This is a genomic window from Paraburkholderia gardini, from assembly GCF_907164545.1.
In the GTDB taxonomy this organism is placed as follows: domain Bacteria; phylum Pseudomonadota; class Gammaproteobacteria; order Burkholderiales; family Burkholderiaceae; genus Paraburkholderia; species Paraburkholderia gardini.
In genome coordinates, this window is the sequence record NZ_CAJQZB010000004.1 from 88,619 (window position 1) to 107,973 (window position 19,355).

General features: G+C 60.0%; 21 protein-coding genes and 2 pseudogenes. 12 read left to right on the forward strand and 11 right to left on the reverse strand.

Features of this window, described 5'->3' with window-relative positions:
• The first annotated feature begins 38 nt into the window (after positions 1–38).
• Positions 39–740: a dienelactone hydrolase family protein gene (locus LPA37_RS04895; RefSeq protein ID WP_228982235.1), complete on the forward strand. Its 702-nt coding sequence runs from the start codon at positions 39–41 to the stop codon at positions 738–740.
• A 118-nt stretch (positions 741–858) separates the two neighbouring features.
• Here the strand turns inward: LPA37_RS04895 and LPA37_RS04900 are convergent, their stop codons facing one another.
• Together LPA37_RS04900 and LPA37_RS04905 are read right to left on the reverse strand one after the other, a co-directional pair.
• Positions 859–1,998, reverse strand: a complete 1,140-nt coding sequence (locus LPA37_RS04900; protein WP_324251869.1) for a succinylglutamate desuccinylase/aspartoacylase family protein — start codon at positions 1,996–1,998, stop codon at positions 859–861.
• A 54-nt stretch (positions 1,999–2,052) separates the two neighbouring features.
• Positions 2,053–2,700, reverse strand: a complete 648-nt coding sequence (locus LPA37_RS04905; RefSeq protein ID WP_228982239.1) for a hypothetical protein — start codon at positions 2,698–2,700, stop codon at positions 2,053–2,055.
• A 366-nt stretch (positions 2,701–3,066) separates the two neighbouring features.
• Here LPA37_RS04905 and LPA37_RS04910 point away from each other — a divergent pair, with 366 nt between their 5' ends.
• The gene (locus LPA37_RS04910) at positions 3,067–3,375 is read left to right on the forward strand and encodes a DUF4148 domain-containing protein (protein ID WP_228982242.1); all 309 of its coding nucleotides are present in this window, start codon (positions 3,067–3,069) and stop codon (positions 3,373–3,375) included.
• 90 nt (positions 3,376–3,465) lie between these two features.
• Here LPA37_RS04910 and LPA37_RS04915 read toward each other — a convergent pair.
• From LPA37_RS04915 to LPA37_RS04935, 5 genes and pseudogenes are all read right to left on the reverse strand, one after another.
• Positions 3,466–3,981, reverse strand: a pseudogene (locus tag LPA37_RS04915) (LysR family transcriptional regulator substrate-binding protein); the annotation flags it as partial.
• A complete protein-coding gene (locus LPA37_RS04920) occupies positions 3,982–4,362 on the reverse strand; it encodes a type II toxin-antitoxin system VapC family toxin (protein WP_228982243.1) in 381 nt (126 codons plus the stop codon).
• Positions 4,359–4,565 (reverse strand): type II toxin-antitoxin system VapB family antitoxin, encoded by a 207-nt coding sequence (locus LPA37_RS04925; protein WP_228982245.1) that lies wholly within the window; start codon positions 4,563–4,565, stop codon positions 4,359–4,361. Before LPA37_RS04925 ends, LPA37_RS04920 begins: the two co-directional genes overlap by 4 nt.
• Before the next feature lie 250 nt (positions 4,566–4,815).
• A complete protein-coding gene (locus tag LPA37_RS04930) occupies positions 4,816–5,220 on the reverse strand; it encodes a lipocalin-like domain-containing protein (protein WP_228982248.1) in 405 nt (134 codons plus the stop codon).
• A 532-nt stretch (positions 5,221–5,752) separates the two neighbouring features.
• Entirely contained in the window at positions 5,753–6,571 is an 819-nt protein-coding gene (locus LPA37_RS04935; RefSeq protein ID WP_228982249.1) for an alpha/beta fold hydrolase, read from the reverse strand.
• 374 nt (positions 6,572–6,945) lie between these two features.
• On the opposite strand from LPA37_RS04935, the gene LPA37_RS04940 reads away from it, so the two are divergent.
• Positions 6,946–7,863 (forward strand): LysR substrate-binding domain-containing protein, encoded by a 918-nt coding sequence (locus LPA37_RS04940; protein WP_228982251.1) that lies wholly within the window; start codon positions 6,946–6,948, stop codon positions 7,861–7,863.
• A 236-nt stretch (positions 7,864–8,099) separates the two neighbouring features.
• Here the strand turns inward: LPA37_RS04940 and LPA37_RS04945 are convergent, their stop codons facing one another.
• The 3 genes from LPA37_RS04945 to LPA37_RS04955 form a co-directional block, all read right to left on the reverse strand.
• Positions 8,100–8,474 carry a hypothetical protein gene (locus LPA37_RS04945; protein ID WP_228982252.1) on the reverse strand — a complete coding sequence of 125 codons (375 nt, stop codon included), beginning with the start codon at positions 8,472–8,474 and terminating at the stop codon, positions 8,100–8,102.
• A 14-nt stretch (positions 8,475–8,488) separates the two neighbouring features.
• Positions 8,489–8,722 (reverse strand): hypothetical protein, encoded by a 234-nt coding sequence (locus LPA37_RS04950; protein ID WP_228982254.1) that lies wholly within the window; start codon positions 8,720–8,722, stop codon positions 8,489–8,491.
• 619 nt (positions 8,723–9,341) lie between these two features.
• Positions 9,342–10,607, reverse strand: a complete 1,266-nt coding sequence (locus tag LPA37_RS04955) for an MFS transporter (RefSeq protein WP_228984011.1) — start codon at positions 10,605–10,607, stop codon at positions 9,342–9,344.
• A 99-nt stretch (positions 10,608–10,706) separates the two neighbouring features.
• Between LPA37_RS04955 and LPA37_RS04960 the strand changes: the two genes are divergently transcribed.
• From LPA37_RS04960 to LPA37_RS05000, 9 genes are all read left to right on the forward strand, one after another.
• Entirely contained in the window at positions 10,707–11,642 is a 936-nt protein-coding gene (locus LPA37_RS04960; RefSeq protein WP_228984009.1) for a LysR family transcriptional regulator, read from the forward strand.
• A 149-nt stretch (positions 11,643–11,791) separates the two neighbouring features.
• Positions 11,792–12,334: an NADPH-dependent FMN reductase gene (locus LPA37_RS04965; RefSeq protein ID WP_228984007.1), complete on the forward strand. Its 543-nt coding sequence runs from the start codon at positions 11,792–11,794 to the stop codon at positions 12,332–12,334.
• 21 nt (positions 12,335–12,355) lie between these two features.
• Complete coding sequence (locus LPA37_RS04970) at positions 12,356–12,622, forward strand: GFA family protein (RefSeq protein WP_228984004.1); 267 nt, start codon at positions 12,356–12,358, stop codon at positions 12,620–12,622.
• Positions 12,623–12,770: 148 nt separating this feature from the next.
• Positions 12,771–13,352, forward strand: a complete 582-nt coding sequence (locus tag LPA37_RS04975; protein WP_228984003.1) for an RNA polymerase sigma factor — start codon at positions 12,771–12,773, stop codon at positions 13,350–13,352.
• 12 nt (positions 13,353–13,364) lie between these two features.
• Entirely contained in the window at positions 13,365–13,673 is a 309-nt protein-coding gene (locus LPA37_RS04980) for a hypothetical protein (protein WP_228984001.1), read from the forward strand.
• 209 nt (positions 13,674–13,882) lie between these two features.
• The gene (locus LPA37_RS04985; RefSeq protein ID WP_228983999.1) at positions 13,883–14,599 is read left to right on the forward strand and encodes an O-methyltransferase; all 717 of its coding nucleotides are present in this window, start codon (positions 13,883–13,885) and stop codon (positions 14,597–14,599) included.
• An 82-nt stretch (positions 14,600–14,681) separates the two neighbouring features.
• Positions 14,682–15,266, forward strand: coding sequence for a YdeI/OmpD-associated family protein (locus LPA37_RS04990; protein ID WP_229011836.1), 585 nt, complete (start codon positions 14,682–14,684; stop codon positions 15,264–15,266).
• 293 nt (positions 15,267–15,559) lie between these two features.
• Positions 15,560–17,260 carry an FAD-dependent oxidoreductase gene (locus LPA37_RS04995; protein ID WP_229011838.1) on the forward strand — a complete coding sequence of 567 codons (1,701 nt, stop codon included), beginning with the start codon at positions 15,560–15,562 and terminating at the stop codon, positions 17,258–17,260.
• Positions 17,261–17,272: 12 nt separating this feature from the next.
• The gene (locus LPA37_RS05000; RefSeq protein ID WP_229011840.1) at positions 17,273–17,500 is read left to right on the forward strand and encodes a DUF2783 domain-containing protein; all 228 of its coding nucleotides are present in this window, start codon (positions 17,273–17,275) and stop codon (positions 17,498–17,500) included.
• Here the strand turns inward: LPA37_RS05000 and LPA37_RS05005 are convergent.
• A pseudogene (locus LPA37_RS05005) lies at positions 17,497–19,245 on the reverse strand (IclR family transcriptional regulator). The gene LPA37_RS05000 and the pseudogene LPA37_RS05005 overlap by 4 nt on opposite strands.
• Positions 19,246–19,355 lie beyond the last annotated feature (110 nt).

Genomic DNA, 19,355 nt, shown 5'->3' on the forward strand with positions numbered 1-19,355 from the left:
CTGCCGCGCGAATGCATGATCTACGAGGAGACGCTTTCATGGGTGAATACAGACAGCTGGATGCGGTCGGAAGTGCTTTTGGGGTTTTTATCGAATGGCCCAGGACAATGCCTGCTCCCGTCGTGGTGGTGTTGCACGAAGTGTTTGGCGTAAACGAAGACATGCGGCAATCATGCCGTGAATTTGCCGAGCAGGGGTTTATCGCCCTCTGTCCCGATCTCTTCTGGAGGCAGGAGCCTGGGCTCGATCTCAATCACTGGTCGGACGAAGAGTGGAAGAAGGGGCTGGCACTTTATGAAGCATACGATTTCGATCAGGGCGTGCTGGATGTAGCAGCCGTGGTTGCAATGGGACGTTCGCTGCCGGAGGGCAACGGAAAGGTCGGTGTAATGGGCTACTGCCTTGGCGGCCTGATGGCATTCCTGACAGCGGCGCGTTCACGTGTGGACGCCGCCGTGGCGTATTACGGGGGTGGCACGCAAAACTACCTCGGCGACGCACACACTCTTCAGTCGCCTATGATCATGCATCTCGGCACCCAGGACGAGTTCATATCGCCGGAAGCACAGGATGCGATCAAGACAGCATTGAAGGATAGAGACAATGTGACGATCTACGGGTATCCCGGTTGCAGTCATGCGTTCGCAAGACATACAGGTACGCACTATGATGCGTCGGCTGCGGAGCTCGCCAATAGGCGCACCTATGAGTTTTTGCGAAGACAACTAATGGCGAATTAACCTCGAATGCCGAGCGCGAAGGTATGTCGTCGATCGGCAGTCGGGTATCACCGGGGTAGACCATCTGCCGACAGCGATCCTGCCGCCGGACGAATATCGTTTTCGGTCTCAATCAAGGCTAAGGCTCGAGTAACGCTCCGGATCGAAGCGATACACGTCCCACGATCTTCGCGACGATTTCCCCGCGCGGCACGAAGCGGATCAGCGTTCGGGAAGCGACGATTCCGTCGGTTCTGGTGCGAATTGCCATTGCCGATCCGAGCGGGTCGTCCGCGCCCGGATCGACGATTTCCGCGATGACGGTGCCGCGCGACACATATGCACCGAGCGGCACCTTGTAGTTGACGATTCCGCCTCGCGGCGCGATGAGAAGGTCGGTCGCAGCGAGGCTTGTGGCCTCGCATAATGATTCCGGAAGTGGCCCGGGATCGCCGGCGACCGCGCCGCGGCGCCTCAGGAATTTGAGCAGGGCATCTGCGTCACCCGACGCGAACGCCTCACCGACGTCACCTTGTCCGCGCAATTCCAGCGTCACGGAGTGGCAACCGATCGGGATTGGAAACAGATGACCCAGTTCTTTTCGCACGCGCTCCCACGTGCCGGTAAACAGATCGGTAGACGTGCCTGCGTCTTGCGTACCGTCCTCAAGGAGAACCGCTTCGCATCCAGTTTGCGCACAGAGATCGGAGACATCCGGCCATATCGATTCATACGTATAGGCATGCATGATCGCGTCGCGGTCGCAGTGGATGTCGATGGCCACGTCGGCATCGAAAGACAGCTGAAGCGCTGTTTTCTTGATCTTCTGAACTTCGCTTCCTTCGGGCAGTTCATCGGCATGCTCGCCGATGATGCGCCGCAGCGCATGCAGGTTTGCTATTTCGTCGGCCCCCAGTGCGAGTCGCGCATCCGCTGCCACGCTTTTTCCGATCGAGGGCCAGTGGCGATTGAAGTTGCCTTCACCACCCAGATCATTTCTGCCCACGAGTACGCCGTTGATCCAGCCGGCCGCGCCAACAGAATTGACGAACGGAACCAGCACGACTTCGCCGCGAATTTCGCCGCGCGCGTCACATTCATCAAGGCGCCTTGCCAGGTGCGAAAGCGCGAGCATGCCGGGTATTTCCTCGGCATGGAGACCCGCCTGCAGGTAAATCTTCGGCCGGGCGCCACGGGTCCCGTATCGATGTACGGTAATGTGGCGGCTGGTTGAAGGAAAACCAGCCTCGAGATCGATTCGTTCTATTTCTTTCGTCATCGGGTTAGCGCGTCGATTGCATCGACCTTCGACAGTCAACTGTACGGCGCGTCTTTACGCGTAGAACTCGTAGAATGCCTCGACCGGTGCCGGGACGGCAAGCGGCTGCAGCGGAAAACATCGTGCAAGGTCGTCAACATGGGTCTGATCGCAAACCCGTCGCGCGAACAACATCGCGGCGTCTTTTCTGACCCCACCGTGGCGATTCAAAAACTGTCCCCACAGTGGCATGTTGCGAAACCTGTTTGTGGCCACTGTCGCTGCGCTAATGTATGACTCGGGAAACAGTCGTCTGTAGGCAGTCAGGTTGTAGAGCCACGAGACGCCAGCTATCTGCCTGACATCTCCCTGCTGCGCGCGGACGTGCTGCACGAGCGAAGTGAGCTCAGATAGCCGTGACGACACGCGTTCGTCGCTCAAGGGTCCATGCCAGTGCCGGTTCGCGTTATGGAAATGAAGCCTGATCTGACCGGGCTCACCCAACGCATACGAGAAACAGCCGAACGTCGCGATAACCGATGCCGGCTGGACACGATGCGGTCGGTGGCGGTAAAAATGATAAGTCCAATCGCCAGGATCAATGTTGTCTCTCAGCCCGGCAAGGTATGCCGACCAAACCGGATTGTCGCGATCGAATTCCCGATCGGCAACGAACCGCACATAGAGATTCGTGTAGTCGAGGAGGGCTTCGTTCAGCGGCATGCTCCTCAACTCCGCGGCTCTTCGCGCGAAAAGAAGCTGAAGATCAAAAAATTCCCTCGCGTAGGTCATGTTAATAGCGTTCCGTCAGACGTCTCTTGTGGTTCCGGGCGTGACGATTGTCGCCAATCCGCGGGCGGCCGTCGAATGTCAGAAACTGCCGCACTGAGTCCGACGGTGACCGGTTTAGTCCGACTCGCTCTGCCGCCCGGACTGGTGCTACCGCAACAGCTGCTTAAGGTGCAACAATCATCGTGGGGTTCCGGCGGGTGGGTCGGGAGGTTTCGGCTCCGTATTCCGTAGCGGGCCCCGAATCTGGATCAAATTGCTGCCGCTGTGCTGCGGCGCCTGAATGGACGGAGACGTCATATGAAGAACTCACCATGGATGTGGCCGATGCTTCCCACGCTGGTTTTATTGCTCGCTGGCTGCGCGGCGGGCAGCATGTCGCAAAACGTGACGCACTTGAGCGCATTGCAATGTCGCGATCTGGCTGAGCTCAGGAACAACGCACCTCCGACGCCGGAGCGAAATCGCAGCGAACTGGCGGCTTTACGGAAAGCGGGCTACGACCCATCAATACGGTTCGACCCGTACTACCCCGAGGATCTGCAGGCGGCACAGCGCCAGGTCGACCGCTGGTTCCAGGCGGAATGCCAGCAGGCGCCGCCCGCCTGAAGTCAGACTCGTTTGAGCTTGAGCTTTCTTTGGTCGACCTGTTGAAGCGAAAAAGTCTGGAAAACGAATCGAAGCGGCAAACGGCAACGCCTATGCCAGCTGCAGATCCCACAACACATCGAGTACGTGTTGCGTGGAACGTTCAACGTACCCCGCACGATGTGCAATGCCTAGCCTGCGCCACAACGCCGGGCGTAGCGGACGCATGACGATGCGCCTGTCGGGTAACGGCGTAGTGGCCTCATGGGGCAACAGCGCTGCGCCGTAACCTGCCGCTACCAGACTCTTGATCGCGTCGTTGTAGTTGAGCTGAATGCGCGGCGCGGGATGGCGCCCCGCGGTCGCGAACCACTCCGCGGTCAGACGCGAGAGACGCGTGGTCGCGTCATTGAGAATGAGAGGTTGGGCGGCGAGCCATTCGGGCGTGACACGGGCCGGACAACGCCAGTGCGCCGGCACAAAGGCCATGACGGGGTCGCGGCGCCAGGGCTTGATCACGAGTCCAGCCACCGGGGGCTGAGGTAGTGCGACCAGCCCGACATCCAGCGTTCCATCCGCCAGTCGGGACAGCGTTTCGTGCGAAGTGAGTACTGCAATCTGAATGTCCTAATGCAGCGTCGGCCGATGCGCGATGCCAAATCTCCCAGCCAGGTCCGCGAGTCGCCTATCAAGCGTCCACAGCTCAGCGCCTGGCGTGATGAGCGTAGACGCCAGTAACGACATGTCCACCAACCCACACCCAAGCCCATACAGCTTTTCACGCTCAATGAACTCCATTACCTCGCTCAGACTCGCCTGATTGCACGGCTGCAAAAGACCGATGCTGGCCAGCGTCTGGATGCGCGGCGCTGGGGGTGTTCCGCACGCGATTTCGCCTATGACCATCGGGTGAGTAAGGGCGAGGTCCAGCTCGATCAGGTCAACCAGCGCGTCATTGCCGTTTCGGAAGTGGTCTACCCATACCGATGTGTCGATGAGCACACTCATTGCGAACCTGGCTCCGAGCGGCGACGTGACACGTCCTGCATGTCAGGCATGGTGCCGCCGAGCGCTGCCAGGCGTTTGGCGGCCTGCACCCGCACGAAGGTCTTGATGGCTTCGCGAAAAATGTCCGACTTATCCATGTCGGGGTCCGCCACTTCCAGGGCCTTTTCGTAAAGGGCGTCGTCAATGGTGACAGTTGTGCGCATAAGAAAGTCCTCGCATCAATAATGACATCATTATGCTTCAATATGTGCATCTCAACAAGCGGCGTCGTGTTGCAAAACTCCTAAGTTTTGCAACATTCCGCCCCGGCCGCCGCAGTCGCGCTTTGATCGCTCTGCTTACTCTCAAAAAAGTGAAGGGCAATCCACGACCCGAAGCGGGCGTTCGATACACGACCGGCTCATTGTCTCTTGCTGAAGGTATACCGCTCGCCCCGAGCGGTATCGGCGATCTTTACGGTTTAACCCGATGATCCGTGAATTCATAGTCGGCCATGCAATCGGCCGAAGGGTCTCGCTCAACAGCGGAAACATGAACGGTATCGTTGTCTATGAAAGTGTAGGTGTAGAGATCGGAGGTAGGAACTCCCTCAGTGATGAGTGAAATCTTGTCGCCCTTTGTTTCCCACTGTCCCCGCTCCTCATTCAAAAGCTGAGTCTTTTCGGGATTTTTATAGAATGAAATTTCGAACTTTCCGTCCGATGATCTTTTCATAGTCCACGCCATATAGGAACATTTTCCATCCTTATCTCTCTCACCCTGCCAGTTGCCAACCATACGATCATCGAGGGCCGAAGCGAGATTAGATACAGAGAGAAGAACCGCAATGAGCAAGAAATTTCGAATCGTGAGTTTCATAGTAGCGATTTTCAATAATGGATAAGAGCTATACCGCCTGAATCGAGCTGCGCCGCAAGCGGATCGAATCACTGTCGCCGCCGATTCCGTTTCGATCGGGATGCCGAGATCCTTTTGAGAGCCGACGGCTCCACGACCTAATCCTGAAATTCCGAGCGATTGCGACCTCGATGCGCCGGATCGCCGCTTCTAACGTTGCAGCTTTTCCCGGATACGTTGGACGCCCCGTCCGTACCTCGAACATGGGGCGATAACACCGGTTCTACGGCAACTAGGCGTGAAACTTGAGGGGGCGAACGACCGGTCTCGGACGGGCCTCTGCCGTCTGACTGTCCTGTCGACACTTCTGGCGAACGACGCCTTATGGCCGGACAGAGCCCGACGGCGGCCGGCTCAGGACGACCCTTTGCTGCCGGTCGTCCAAGTACGGGGATATGGCAGGTTGTGGACCCTAAGCAGACGCCTAGGCCGAGTGGCACACCGGTGGAGCGCGCCACTCGAATTGCCTGGATCTGGTTCGGGCTAGCGTCCGTCAGGATTTGATGAACTCAAGAAGGTCGGGGTTTAGCACGTCCGCGTGGGTGGTCAGCATGCCGTGCGGGAAGCCAGGGTATTTCTTCAGAGCACCATTCGCGAGCAGGTCGACCGCGCGGGGCACCGAACTGGCGAACGGGACGATCTGGTCGTCTTCGCCATGCATGACCAGTACCGGCACAGTGATCTTCTTCAGATCTTCGGTGTAGTCCTCCAGCCAGGAGGATACGGTCTCATAGTGGGCCTGGGCGCTGCCGGCCATGCCCTGCCGCCACCAGTTCGCGATCACCGCCTCAGACGGCTTGGCGCCCGCACGGTTGAATCCATAGAACGGACCCTCCGGGACTGCCCGGTAAAACTCCGACCGGTTGCCAAGCACGCCTGACTTAACCGCGTCGAACCACTCCCGCGGCTGACCTCCAGGATTTGCGTCGGTTTTCACCATGTTCGGCGTCAACGAGGCCACTAGCACTGCCTTGGCGACCCGCTCCTGGTGGCGAGCGACGTAGCGGGCCACCTCGCCGCCGCCGGTGGAGTGCCCGATGTGGATCGCGTCGCGGACGCCGAGGTGTTCGGTCAGTGCAGCGAGGTCGGCGACCCAGTGGTCCATGTCGTTGCCGGTGCCGACTTGCTCGGACCGACCGTGCCCGCGTCGGTCATGTGCGATCACCCGGTAGCCGTGGTGAAGGAAAAACATCATCTGGGCGTCCCAATCGTCGGCCGACAGGGGCCAGCCATGGCTGAAGACGATCGGCTGACCGGACCCCCAGTCCTTGTAGAAGATTTTTACGCCGTCCGGAGTGGTGATCGTAGGCATCGCTGATACCTCCTATAAGAGATTGATTGAAGTGTTGGTTCTCCCCGAGACATCGAGAATGCTGCCAGCGGCTTCTTTCGAAGTCTTATTTCATGCGCATCTGAAAACGCGCGAGCGGAGCGCACTCCGACAACGCGGCGATGGATATCTAAATGTCCCTCGGCGCCACGCCCTTGCTTCTGGCACTTGAACGCATCGAGTACAAGAATCGGCCTGCGATTGAGCACTCGGAATGCGATGACCGCGCCAGTGAGAACTCCAACTGGCCGCTTGGCTCGTCGCTACGACAGCCGTTCCAATATAGGTATCCCTTGCCGCGATGACAAAGACTTTCTATGATTTGACCTATGCCTCAGAGGCATACGGGAGAGCCAATGGAACTTCGACATCTGCGATATTTCATTGCGGTTGCGGAGGAAGGAAGTCTGTTGACAGCCGCCCAACGGCGGCTGCACACGTCGCAGCCGTCACTGAGCCGGCAGATCCGCGATCTTGAATTCGAAGTGGGTGTGAAATTACTGGAGCGCCAGGCACGCGGCGTGGCGCTTACCTCTGCCGGAAAAATTTTTCTCGATCACGCGCGTCTGGCGCTGCTTCAAGTCGAAGCTGGCATCGACGGCGCACGGCGTGCGGAACAGCCTGGAAAATCCGTCCTGGCCATGGGCTTCCTGGCGGGGCAGGAAGTCGTCTGGTTACCGCACGCGCTGCGCATTCTCCGCGAGGAGGCACCGGATGCGGAGATCACATTGTGCAGCCAGTCTTCTCCTGAACTCGCTCTCGGGCTGATGCGAGGAAGGCTAGACGTCGCTTTCCTTCGTCCCGAGAGACAGACCGTTGGCCTGTCATTCAAAGTCGTGGCGAAGGAGCCACTGATCGCCGTACTGCCGGCAGACCATCGGCTGACGTCACGCAAGAAAATCCGGCCGCAAGATCTGGCCGGCCAGATTTACGTCAGCTCGTCCAGGACTTCTCCCGTACTGGAATCCGTGATTCAGCACTACGCATTGAGTGTCGGAATAACGCTCAAGGCGGGATACGAGGGCGAAAACCTCCCGTCCGCAATGTCGCTTGTTACGTCAACGGGTGGCGTTACGCTTATCCCGCTGTATGCGCAAAATATGCTGACACCCAACGTTGTTGCAAGGGCGCTAGACGGCATACCTCCGACGATTGATCTCGTCTTGGGATACAGCGATGCAAATACAAACCCGTTACTTCTTCGACTGTTATCTCGTGCGGACGAGTTAGTCGCTAATGTTCAAGATCAAAGCATTATTCGCTATGCCGTCTAGGTTATGGGCGCCGCCTCGGTCACTTCGAAATCGAGTGGCCGTTTTACCGGACAGGCCGTCGCCTGAATGTCAGAGTCGCACGAAGCACGAATGACACTTCCTGGCCGACTGCTGTCTCATGCAACCGGCATGGAAGTGCGCGAGTCTCAAACTGCCGCGATCGGCAGCACGCGACCCGAAGCAGTCTGTCGCAACTCTCCGGAGCGGACGCTCAATTGACCTTCGTCGGGTATAAATCAAACGGCAATAACCGGCACAATTCCTTGTGAGGTATGGAGGACATACGACTCAAGGCCATCCAGGTCGGGAACGATTCGAACGATCAAGTCACTCTCCAAGGTCAGCGTCAGCACTTTCTGTTCGTCGAAATTGGCGTCGACGACAAGTTGATTCAAGCAGCGCTGCAGACTGCTACTGGACTGCGGGGAACTCGCGTCGCCGATGATTTCGCCTTCCGAGTGTTCTAAAGAAAAGCCGCATTGGATCAAAATCCATCCGCTTCCACTATAACGGTATCCGCGGCCAAACTCCATCGAAACTGACGCTGGATTAATGCCGACCCCCGTAATCTCACTTCCGATAATCTCTGCGAGATCGCGTTTGCTAATCATAAGTAACTGTACGTTTAGTCGCTCTGGATAATGTGCGCATCACGAGAGAATTCGTGCGCCTTCAGAATCGGACCGACCGTTTTGACCAGCAGTGCGACATGTCGTGCGGTCATGTAAATCGAGGCCCGGCTACCGTCCAACGCCACCTCGTCTCCGTCAAGTTGACCCGCCTCCGCAGCCTTCGCGGCGGCATCCAGTTCGTCCTCAAGATCATGCAGTCGCGTCAAGTCGCGGTTGCCGTAGTTCACGACAATCTCAACCTGGCTCCCCTTGACGACATTGTCCGCCCAGCTTCGAGTCGTAGAAAGGGAAAACGAGAGAGACACGACAATTGGAATCAGCGAAACACGTCTCATACGTTGGCGGCTTGTTCGATTGCAGCTCTTATCAATTCGCGTTCGAGATGTACGGAGCGGAGCGTTTATTGTCATCGATCTTGGTGTGGATGTCGAACGTCCCTTCCTGGCCGGCTATTGCCCGATTCGGTCGGCCGAAACCGACCGGGATGGAATCGAGATTTCTTTGAGTCCGTCGGATTCCGTCACTACGCCAACCGCGCAGTCTGCATCGAGCATCGGAAAATCACATTTCTGCGACCAGGAAAATTCGCGGCTGATCGTCATGTCGAGAACGAATTTACTTCAAGTGTTCCGTTTCCCGGTAAGGCAGACGGCTTTCCGGCTGGTCTCCTACAATATTCTCGCCGCCACTTTCCACGTGTGTTCCAGGGCACATAGGCGTAAGGATGGCCTGACTTCGACGCCACGATGAAGTTAGTCGGCGCGACAGTCTGCTGCCCGAGGTGAAACTGCCGCTCGAATGAAAAGGACGGCATCCACGATCACCAGTTCCGCTTCTTCACCCGAGTCAGACCTCGGCACCGCGAACCACGCCGATCAGCCTGAGAACAAACGCGACGCCGGTGAACACGAAGCCCACTGCGCAGACGCCGGTCCAGCCCGCCAGCGACCAGGCCGCCCCCGAGAACATCGCACCCAATGCACCGCCAACGAAAAACACGCCGACAAACAGCCCATTGAGCCTTCCGCGCGCGGCGGGATTCATCAGGTTGATCGCGCGTCGGCCTAGCGTCTGGTCCGTCACCACGCCAGCATCGAGCGCGGCCGCACCCGCGACCAGCAACGCAACTGCCAGCACCGGATGGGCGCTCGCCGAAAAGCCGCCCCAGCCAGCGCCCGCCGCGCCGATTACCGCGAGCGCGACAAGCATGGCCAGATGGCCAGCAAAGAGTGCCTTGCGAGCCGCTCCGTGGTCGCCCGCGCGCCCGGCAAGCGGCGTCGCCACCGCGCCTGCCGCGCCGGCTAAGGCGAACAACGCAATGCCATTCATATCGAAGCTGAATGGCGGCTCTGCAAGGCGCAAGCCGATCGCGGTCCAGAACGCGCTGAACGCACCCATTACCAGCGCGGCCGATGCAGCATTGCGTTGCAGTACCGGCTCCGTTCCCAGCAACGTCCACAACGAGCGCAGCAGCATCGGGTAACGCGTTGCGACAGCCGGCAGGCGCGCGGGCAGCTTCATGTAGAGCACTGCCGCGAGCAGCGCGTCGATTAACGCGGCAAGCCCGTAGAAAGCACGCCAGCCGATCGCGCCGGCGATCACGCTCGCAGCGGGGCGCGACAACAGGATGCCGAGCATCAGACCGCCCATCACGTTGCCAACCGCTCTTCCGCGGTGGCTTTCCGATGCCATCGAAGCCGCCATCGGCACCAGCATCTGGATCACGCTGGATGTCGCCCCGGCGAGGAATATCGCGACCAGAAACACTGCGCGCGAATCGGCGAACATCGCGACGGCGAGAAAACCGGCGCAGCACGCCAGTGTTCGAACGATCAGGCGGCGGTTCTCAAGTAAATCGCACAACGGCACCAGCAGCACGAGTCCGGCCGCATAACCGAGTTGCGGAAGCATCGCGACGATGCCCGCCAGTTCCGGCGCAAGTCGCAGACTTCGGGCGATCGCGCCGGTCAACGGTTGCGCGGCAAACAGGTTCATCACGATCACGCCGACCGCCGTCGCGAAGAAGAGCGTGAGCGGCCCGGTGAGCCGCTGTGGCGTTTCGGATGCCGACGTCGTGGCGACGCAGCCAGGATTTTCGGGGAAGGAATTCATCGAGCGGCACTCTTGCGATGGGATGTGAAAGAACCATCCTAAGGGCCGACTCAATATGCGACAATTGAAATATGTTGATAATGATTATGCGGGTTAATTTTGAATACACGCGATCTGGAGGCGTTTGTCGCGGTCGTGGAAAGCGGCTCGATGGTGCGTGCGGCGGAAAAGCTCCACCTCACGCAGCCCGGCCTGACACGGCGCGTGCAAAACCTTGAAAGTTCACTGGGGGCCGAGCTGCTCGATCGGCAGAGCAAGCCGCTCAAACCGACTGCGGCGGGCAACGAAGTCTATGCGCTCGCGCGCACGGTATTGCGTGCGGTCGGCGATCTGTTGTCGGTTGCGTCTCCTGATAGCGAGCCCGCCGGCGAACTGAGAATCGGCATGCCGCCGTTTCTTGCCGAAGTGGCGCTGGAAGAGCCCTTCGACCTGCTGCGAAGTACTTTTCCGCGACTTACGTTGCGCGTCACGGCGGGCTGGTCGCCGGGACTCGTGCAAGGCGTCGGGCGCGGATCGATCGACGCGTCGGTCGTGCTGATGCCGTCCAGCTTCTCGCCACCGCAAACGCTGCAGGCCACGGCGCTCGCATTCCTGCCGACCGTGATCGTCGCGGCGCACTCGCTCGGTTTGCCCGACAAGCCATTGGCGCTGGCGGACCTGTCGCAGTGCGAGTGGATCCTCAATCAGGACGGGTGCGGAATGCGTTCCGCTCTGCGGCAGGCGCTGGACGCAGCAGGACTGCCGTTCAATGTTGCCGTGGAGGCGTTCGGCTCGGAACTGCAGCTTTCGCTCGTTGCGCGCGGCATCGGCATTGGGCTCGTTACGCCCGATCTGCTGGAACGCTCGGTGCATCGCGCGGCGCTGCGGGTCGTCGAGACCTCGGACTTTCGTACGGGTATCCATGCATGGTTCATTCATGGATCGCTCCCTGGCCGGCTGACCCGGCCCGTCGATTTATTGCGCCGGTCGCTGACCGGGGTGCTGGCCGAAAGCTGCGTGTCGATGCAGGAAGCGGGCGCCGACGCCGGGAGATAAGAGGGCGGACGCAAACCTCGCTGCAATCCGGTGCGGCCGCCCGACCGGCGCGGGCGAGGCGACGCGATCTGTGACGCTATATCGCGGAAGGATGAGTATCTGGCAGGCGTGGGATACTACGCAGCCAACCGGTTACCCGCTCGATTACGATGATTCGTATCCTTGCTCTATCAGGCAGTCTGCGCGCCGTGTCGTCAAATACCTGCGCACTGTCCGCGGCTGCCATGCTGGCGCCGCCTGGCGTTATCGTCGAACGCTATGACGAGATCGGCAAACTGCCCCATTTCAATCCGGACCTTGAGTCGAACCTTCCCCTAAGCATCGTTGATTTACGCACGCGGACAGGTCAAGCAGACGCCCTTTTGATCTCCTGCCCGGAATACGCCCGCGGGATCCCGGGATCCTTCAAAAACATGCTGGACTGGCTGGTGGGAAGCCTTGATTTTCCGGGAAAGCCCGTCGCTCTTATCAACACCTCGCCTCGAGCATCTGACGCCCAGGCCGCATTGAAGCTGGTTCTCGAGACGATGTCGGCAACGCTGGTTCAGGACGCTTGCGTCACGCTGCAATTGCCTGGCAAGCAGACTGAACCGGTCACCATGGCGAATGATCCCGTTAGCGGGGACGCGCTGCGGCACGCCCTTCGGGCGCTGGTCGACCATATTGCGACGACATCATCCAGGCTTCAGTAGATGTAGCCATCGGGCACGAGGTTGTCAGTTCTGGTCGATGTCTACGCGCTCGTACGTAGTCAGCCAACTACGCGCAACTTCTGCCCTCATTGTGGCAGCGTGCTCTTTGGAACGCCCCATCACGCGCCGGACATCGTGACCATTGATGCCGGAACACTGGACGATCCTTCGCGCTTCAAGGCCGGGTTCGTTCAGTTCATGTCCGAACGCCATCAGTTGGATGTTCAGCAACCCGAGACAGACACAGCCAGCGTCAATCGATCGTCGCTTCAATCGGCGATCCATTGAATTCAGCCGTATCGTGATGCTTCCATTCTCTCTGTCACGTGATGCTCACCACCGTGTCATGCATTTCTTCAAGCGAGCCGGTGGCTGCCGAAGGCAGATTTTTTTGAGCGAGCCACAATATTCGCGCGCCTGAAACGTCTTCAGACGCATGGAACCGCCACCCGCCCCGGACACGATGACCGAACGAGACAGCGACATCACCGCGACCGTGGTGCGCGAGCGCGCGAAGCTCGTCAATTTTATCCGGCGCCGCATACGCGATCCAGACGATGCCGAAGACATCCTGCAGGATGTCTTTCACGAATTCGTTCAGGCTTACCGGCTTCCCGCTCCGATCGAACAGGCAAGCGCGTGGCTTTTCCGCGCCGCACGCAACCGCATCATCGACCGTTTTCGCAAGAAGAAAGAGCAGCCGTTGACGGATCTGTCCGGGGATGAGGATGACGCCGGCAGTGAGTATCGCCTCGATCTTTCCTTACCCGCGCACGACGCAGGTCCCGAAGCGCTCTACGCCCGTGCCGTATTGCTCAAGGCCTTGCAGGATGCGCTCGACGAGTTGCCGCCCAATCAGCGCGAGGTATTTATCGCGCACGAGCTGGAAGGCCGGTCCTTCAAGGACATGGTGGCGCAAAGCGGCGTCACGCTCAATACGTTGCTTGCGCGCAAGCGCTACGCGGTCTTGCATCTGCGCGCCCGACTGCAGGCCATTTATGACGAACTGGATATTTAGAGGAGCCGACGGATGAATTATCGAATCAGATGTGCAGGTAAAGCGGTGCTCGTGATAGTCGGCATCGGCGTGCTCGGGTGGGCGGTCATGATGCTATGGAACTGGGTGATTCCAGCGTTATTCGTGGACGCCCGTACGATCGACTTCATGCATGCACTAGGCTTGCTGGTTCTGAGCCGCATTCTTTTTGGCGGCTTCCACGGACATGGCCGATGGCGCGAGCGGCGGCATTGGCGCAAATGGAATGCCATGACGCCGGAAGAACGGGAACGCTTCCAGGCGGCGTGGCCGTCGCGTCCAACCCGGCACGTGGAAGATTGATCATGCGCGAGCAATCGCAGGCCAACTGCAATCAGGACAGGCGTTTAATCGCGCCCGTTGCGTGACGAGGTGCGTGAGCCGGCAATCAAGCCCGTTAGAACACACCGGCAAACCGTATTTCCGACGTTCGAAATCCGGCACGGCCAGGGCGAGATGCGAGCCGTCTTCTGGACACTTCGTCAGGTCGATTCAGCTTTTCGGGGGAACGTATGACATCAACAGCCACGATGCTTCTGCGGCGGCTTCATGAACAAAGCCAGACGGAAGTGATGGCCCGCGCACGGGCGCAGTTTCATGGATCGAACGAGGAATTCCTGACACTCGCGGAGGATTACGACACACTCGCACCTCGTCTGCGCGGACGGTTTCTCGAAACGCTCGGGCTATCCAGCGAAGATTTCGAATCGTCGCAAGGCACGGCTCTGTCGTTAGCCGTGTCTGCGGAAACGGGACGATTTTTACGCAACATGACGCTTTCCCACAAGCCAGCCCGAATTCTCGAACTCGGCAGCTCGTGCGGCGTGTCCACGCTGTATTTCGCCGAGGCCCTTCGCACGTTGGGCAGCGGCATGGTTATAGCGACTGAACTCGACCCTGTGAAGTGCGCACAGCTTCGGGATCACGTCAGAACCGCGGGCGTAGACGTTTATGTCGATCTGCGGGAGGGCGACGTCTTTCAGGCTGTTTCCGAACTGGACGGCACGTTCGACATGGTGTTCATCGACGTATGGGCCAACACGTATCTGGATCTGTTCAAGCAGACCGAGCGCCTTCTTCGCCCGGGATCCATCGTTCTTGCCGACAGCATGTACACAGCCGAGGACGCCGTTCGGCCGTACAAGCAGTACCTCGACGGCAATCCGCGTTTTTCAACGACGACGCTGGACTTTGAATCAGGGATCGAATTCACAGTCGTCGTTTCTTAGGGGGTGTCGTCATGAGATTCCAGGCCCTGGCCACATGACCAGGCTGCGACCGATCGTGAACTCAACCACTCGGGTCATTGCCATGACTGAATCGCATCTAACATTTGCTACCCAGAATGAATGGGAAAACTGGTTGGCACAAAACGAAGGTACTTCGACCGGGACATGGCTGCGCCTCGCGAAGAAGAGCGCCAGACAACCGACCTTGACTTACGCACAAGCGCTGGAGAGCGCGCTCTGCTATGGCTGGATTGATGGTCAGAAGCAGGCCGGGAGCGAGGAATACTGGTTACAGCGCTTCACTCGACGCTCCGCGAAAAGCATCTGGTCCCGGCTCAACAAAGACAAGGCTGAAGCACTGATCGCCGCCGGCAGAATGCGTCCGCCGGGCATGCAGGAAATCGAGAAGGCCAGGAAAGACGGTCGCTGGGAAATGGCTTATACGTCCGCCAGCAACTCGACGGTGCCGGACGACCTGCAGGTTGCCCTGGACGCAAATCCCGAAGCCAGGACGTTTTTTGCAACACTGAACAGCCGCAACCGCTACGCCATCCTGTTTCGGATACAGAATGCCAAAAAGCCCGAAACACGGGTGCGCAAGATCGAGGAATTCGTCGACATGCTGAACCGTGGCGAAACCTTCCATCCCCAGGGCGGGTCGTCGTGAGATTTTTAGCCACATGACGAGGCAGTAGATTCGAGCGGCAGCCAGAAATGAAGCAAGGCCCAGTTCTCATCGGACATATCGTGCCGGCGGTACGCTTCGGACATGCAATTTCAGTCGTGCGCTATGTCGCAAGAAGCACACACAACCTCATGACGACACTGTCCAGGCCATTGTCCACCCTCGGGGTAAACACAGATTCGCGTATAACAAAACATTTATACAATGACTAAAAACTAGCGAAAGGCAATTTCGTTTGCCACAGGCTAATCAGCATGACTGCAACTGGAGACGCCATGCCGACAAGCGATCAGTTCACTCCGCGCTTTACCTACGCGCGCGCCACGGACCACGACGCACCCACGCCAGCGCTCTATCCGGTGGTCGTCATCGGCGCGGGTCCGGTGGGTCTCACCGCCGCGATCGACCTTGCCCGGCAGGGCGTGCCCACCGTCCTGGTCGACAGTGACGACACGCTGTCCAGCGGTTCGCGCGCGATCTGTTTCGCGAAGCGCACGCTGGAAGTGTTCGATCGCCTCGGTTGCGGCGAGCGCATGATCGAGAAGGGCGTCAGCTGGAATGTCGGCAAGGTGTTCCTTCAGGACGAACTCGTCTACACGTTCGACCTGCTGCCGGAGGCCGGCCACGCGCGCCCGGCGTTCATCAACCTCCAGCAGTACTACGTCGAAGGCTATCTGGCCGGGCGCGCGATGCAGATGGACAACCTGCAGATGCGCTGGAAAAGCACGGTCACAGGCCTGACCCAGCACGACGGTTACGTCGAACTGCAGGTTGAAACGCCGGACGGTATCTATCCGCTGCGGGCGCGGTACGTCATCGCGGCCGACGGCTCGCGCAGCGCGGTGCGCCGTTGCATGGGCCTCGACAGCCACGGCCGGACGTTCAAGGATCGCTTTCTGATCGCCGACGTGAAAATGAAGGCGTCGTTCCCCAGCGAGCGCTGGTTCTGGTTCGATCCGCCGTTCCACCGTAACCAGTCGGTGCTGTTGCATCGCCAGCCGGACAACGTCTGGCGCATCGATTTCCAGCTTGGATGGGACGCCGATCCCGTCGCGGAAAAACAGCCGGAGCGCGTGATTCCGCGTGTGAAGGCACTGCTCGGCGACGATGTCGAATTCGAACTGGAATGGGTCAGCGTCTACACGTTTTCGTGTCAACGCATGGACAGCTTCCGGCACGGCCGCGTGCTGTTCGCGGGCGACTCTGCGCATGGCGTGTCGCCGTTCGGCGCGCGCGGTGCGAATAGCGGCGTGCAGGACGCAGACAATCTCGCGTGGAAACTGCGGCTCGTCGTGAATGGCGATGCGCCGCCCGCGCTGCTCGACACGTACGCATCCGAACGCGAATGCGCCGCCGACGAGAACATCCTCCATTCGACACGCGCCACCGATTTCATCACGCCAAAGAGCGCGATATCGCGCATGTTCCGCGACGCGACGTTAAAGCTCGCGAAAGACTGTCCGTTCGCGCGGCGTGTCGTGAATAGCGGAAGACTGTCCGTGCCCGCGGTGCTGCGCACGTCGCCGCTGAACACACCTGACGAAACCGCTGACGCGTTTTCCTGCGCGATGGTGCCGGGCGCGGTATGCACGGATGCGCCCGTGAAGGTGGCGGCCCGCGACGCGTGGTTATTGCATCAGACGGGCGGGGCGGCGTTCACAGGCATCTATTTTCACGACCCGGCCGAAGACGTCACTGCATGCGCCGCGCGACTCGCTGTGTTGACGAAACTATCCTTGCCCGTGCGCGTGCTGATCGTGGTTTCGCGTGGCACGCGGCTGGAAAGTGCGGAAAATTCGATGCCGTCGGACATCATCGTCGTTGAGGACGTCGAAGGTCTTGTCAACGCGCGCTTCGATGCCCGTGCGGGCACGTTCTATCTGCTGCGTCCCGATCAGCACGTGTGTGCGCGCTGGCGCGCGCTCGACCCGGCGTCGGTGAAGGCCGCGCTCGATCGCGCGACGTGTAACGCCTGAAGGATCACGATCATGAACCGGTTGAACACTGAACTCAATCTCGCGGACCCGGATGCGTTCTACGAAAAGCTCATCGACACGCACAACGGTCTCACCGAAGAAGAAAGCCACCTGCTAAACGCGAAGCTCGTGCTGCTGCTTGCGAACCATATCGGCGATGCCCAGGTGCTGGGCGAAGCGCTCGCGATGGCGCGTGCCGGTATCGGCGGCGGCGATATCGCTGAAACAGCCGCGGTTTAGCGCCCGCTCATCCACCCAAACCGCCACGACAGACGGTGCGTTGCCGCGAGCAGTTGCCGGGCGGTTTCGCCCTGAAGATCGCGCTCGAAATCGCCCGACGAACCGATCAGCGCGATCACGAGACGAATGCTTCCCGTGTGATCGAACACCGGAGCGGCAAGCGTCCCGATGCCGGGCACGGGCGCGTCGAACGCGTCGTCGATGCCGGCTTCACGTATTTGCGCAAGACGCGAACGGTAAGCCGGACGCAGCGTCGCGCGGCCTTTCCTCGATGGTGCAAGCGCTTCGGCCGGATCGATGCCGGCGAGGCGGATGGATTCCTGGGCAAGCAGACCGGTGAGCACGTCTTCCGAAACATGCGCGGCAAAGACACGTCCGATCGCCGTATTGACGAGCGACATCACCGTGCCGACACGCAGGCTCACGTGCTGCGGCTGCGACGATTCTTCCAGACGGATCACGGTCGGACCAAGCGGCCCCAGCGTGGCGGTCGCGACGCTCATCCCCGAGCCCGCGGCGAGCGTGGCGATTTCCGTCTCGGCTTCGCGCATCGGCGAAAGACGTTGCAACGCGATAAGCCCCAGTTCGAGGCCAAGCGGTCCCGGACTGAAAAAACCCGCCTCGTCGCGGCTGAGCAAGCCGATCTTGAGCAGACTGACGAGGTGAGGAAAGGCTTTAGCGGCGGGCATGCCGGCGTCGGCGGCCAGATCGCGCAACGATAGCGGCCGGCCTGCTGCGACGAGCGCGAGCAGCAGCTCGCCGGTGTTGTCGAGCGCGCTGATGCCGCGCTGTGCCCGCGTGTCGCCGGATATCGGGAGGGGGAGGGAGCCGTCTGGGGTCATGAGGCGCTTGCTGGAATGGATTCAGACACGGTTGACGAGCGCATCGGTGACGCGCCGCGACGCATCGCGCAACGCACGCGCCACGGGGCCGTCCCAGTCGACGTCGATCGAGCCCGACGGGCCGATCACCGTTAGCGCGAGCTGCATGCGGCGCTCCGCATCGAAGACCGGCACGCTCAGGCTGCTGATGCCAGGGCTGGGTGCATCGATGCCGCGCTCCATCCCGCGCGCGCGGATGTCGTCGAGGCGCGCACGTAACGGTGCGCCGAACGCGGGCACGAGACCCGCCTTCGCATTGCGCGGGCCCTTCGTGCGATCAGGGGTGCGTGTCTGGCTCTGCCACATGGCCGCGACCGGCGCGGGCGAGAAAAACGCACAGAACACGCGCCCCGTCGACGTGGCTTCGAGCGACATCACGGTGCCGACGTGAAGATTGACGTGCAGCGGAAATCCACCGCGCTCATAGCGCACGATGGTCGGCCCCTGCGTGCCCGCGACGCAAACAGCCACGCTGTAGCCGAAAGCCCCGGCGAGCGCGGCCGCCTGCGGCACGGCCACGTGATAAGCCGGCTGCTGCTCGATATGCAGCAGACCAAGCCGCAGCGCAAGCGGGCCCGGTTCGTAACTGCCGGTCAGTACGTCGCGCTTGACGAGACCGAGCCGCGTCAAACTCACGAGATACGTGTACGCCTGCGCCGCCGAAAGCTGCGCCGCACCCGCAAGCTCGCTCAGACCAAGCGGTGCGCGATGACGCGCCAGCGCATCGAGCAGACGGCCGCCTACTTCGACGCTCTGGATGCCGCGCTGTTTCCTTGCGGCGGATGTGTCGTCGGAAGGGCTTTCGATGTCTTCGCTCTTTGAAGGCCTGATCAATTTGAATGTCTCGTACTGGAACGACAGCATGGTAGCCGATCCTGTTACGCGAACCGTGTGCTCGTCGTTTACCCGGAGTTATCTGTTAGCAAATATATTTGCCATTGACGAATTATCGCGTTCGGCCGACCATGCTTCAT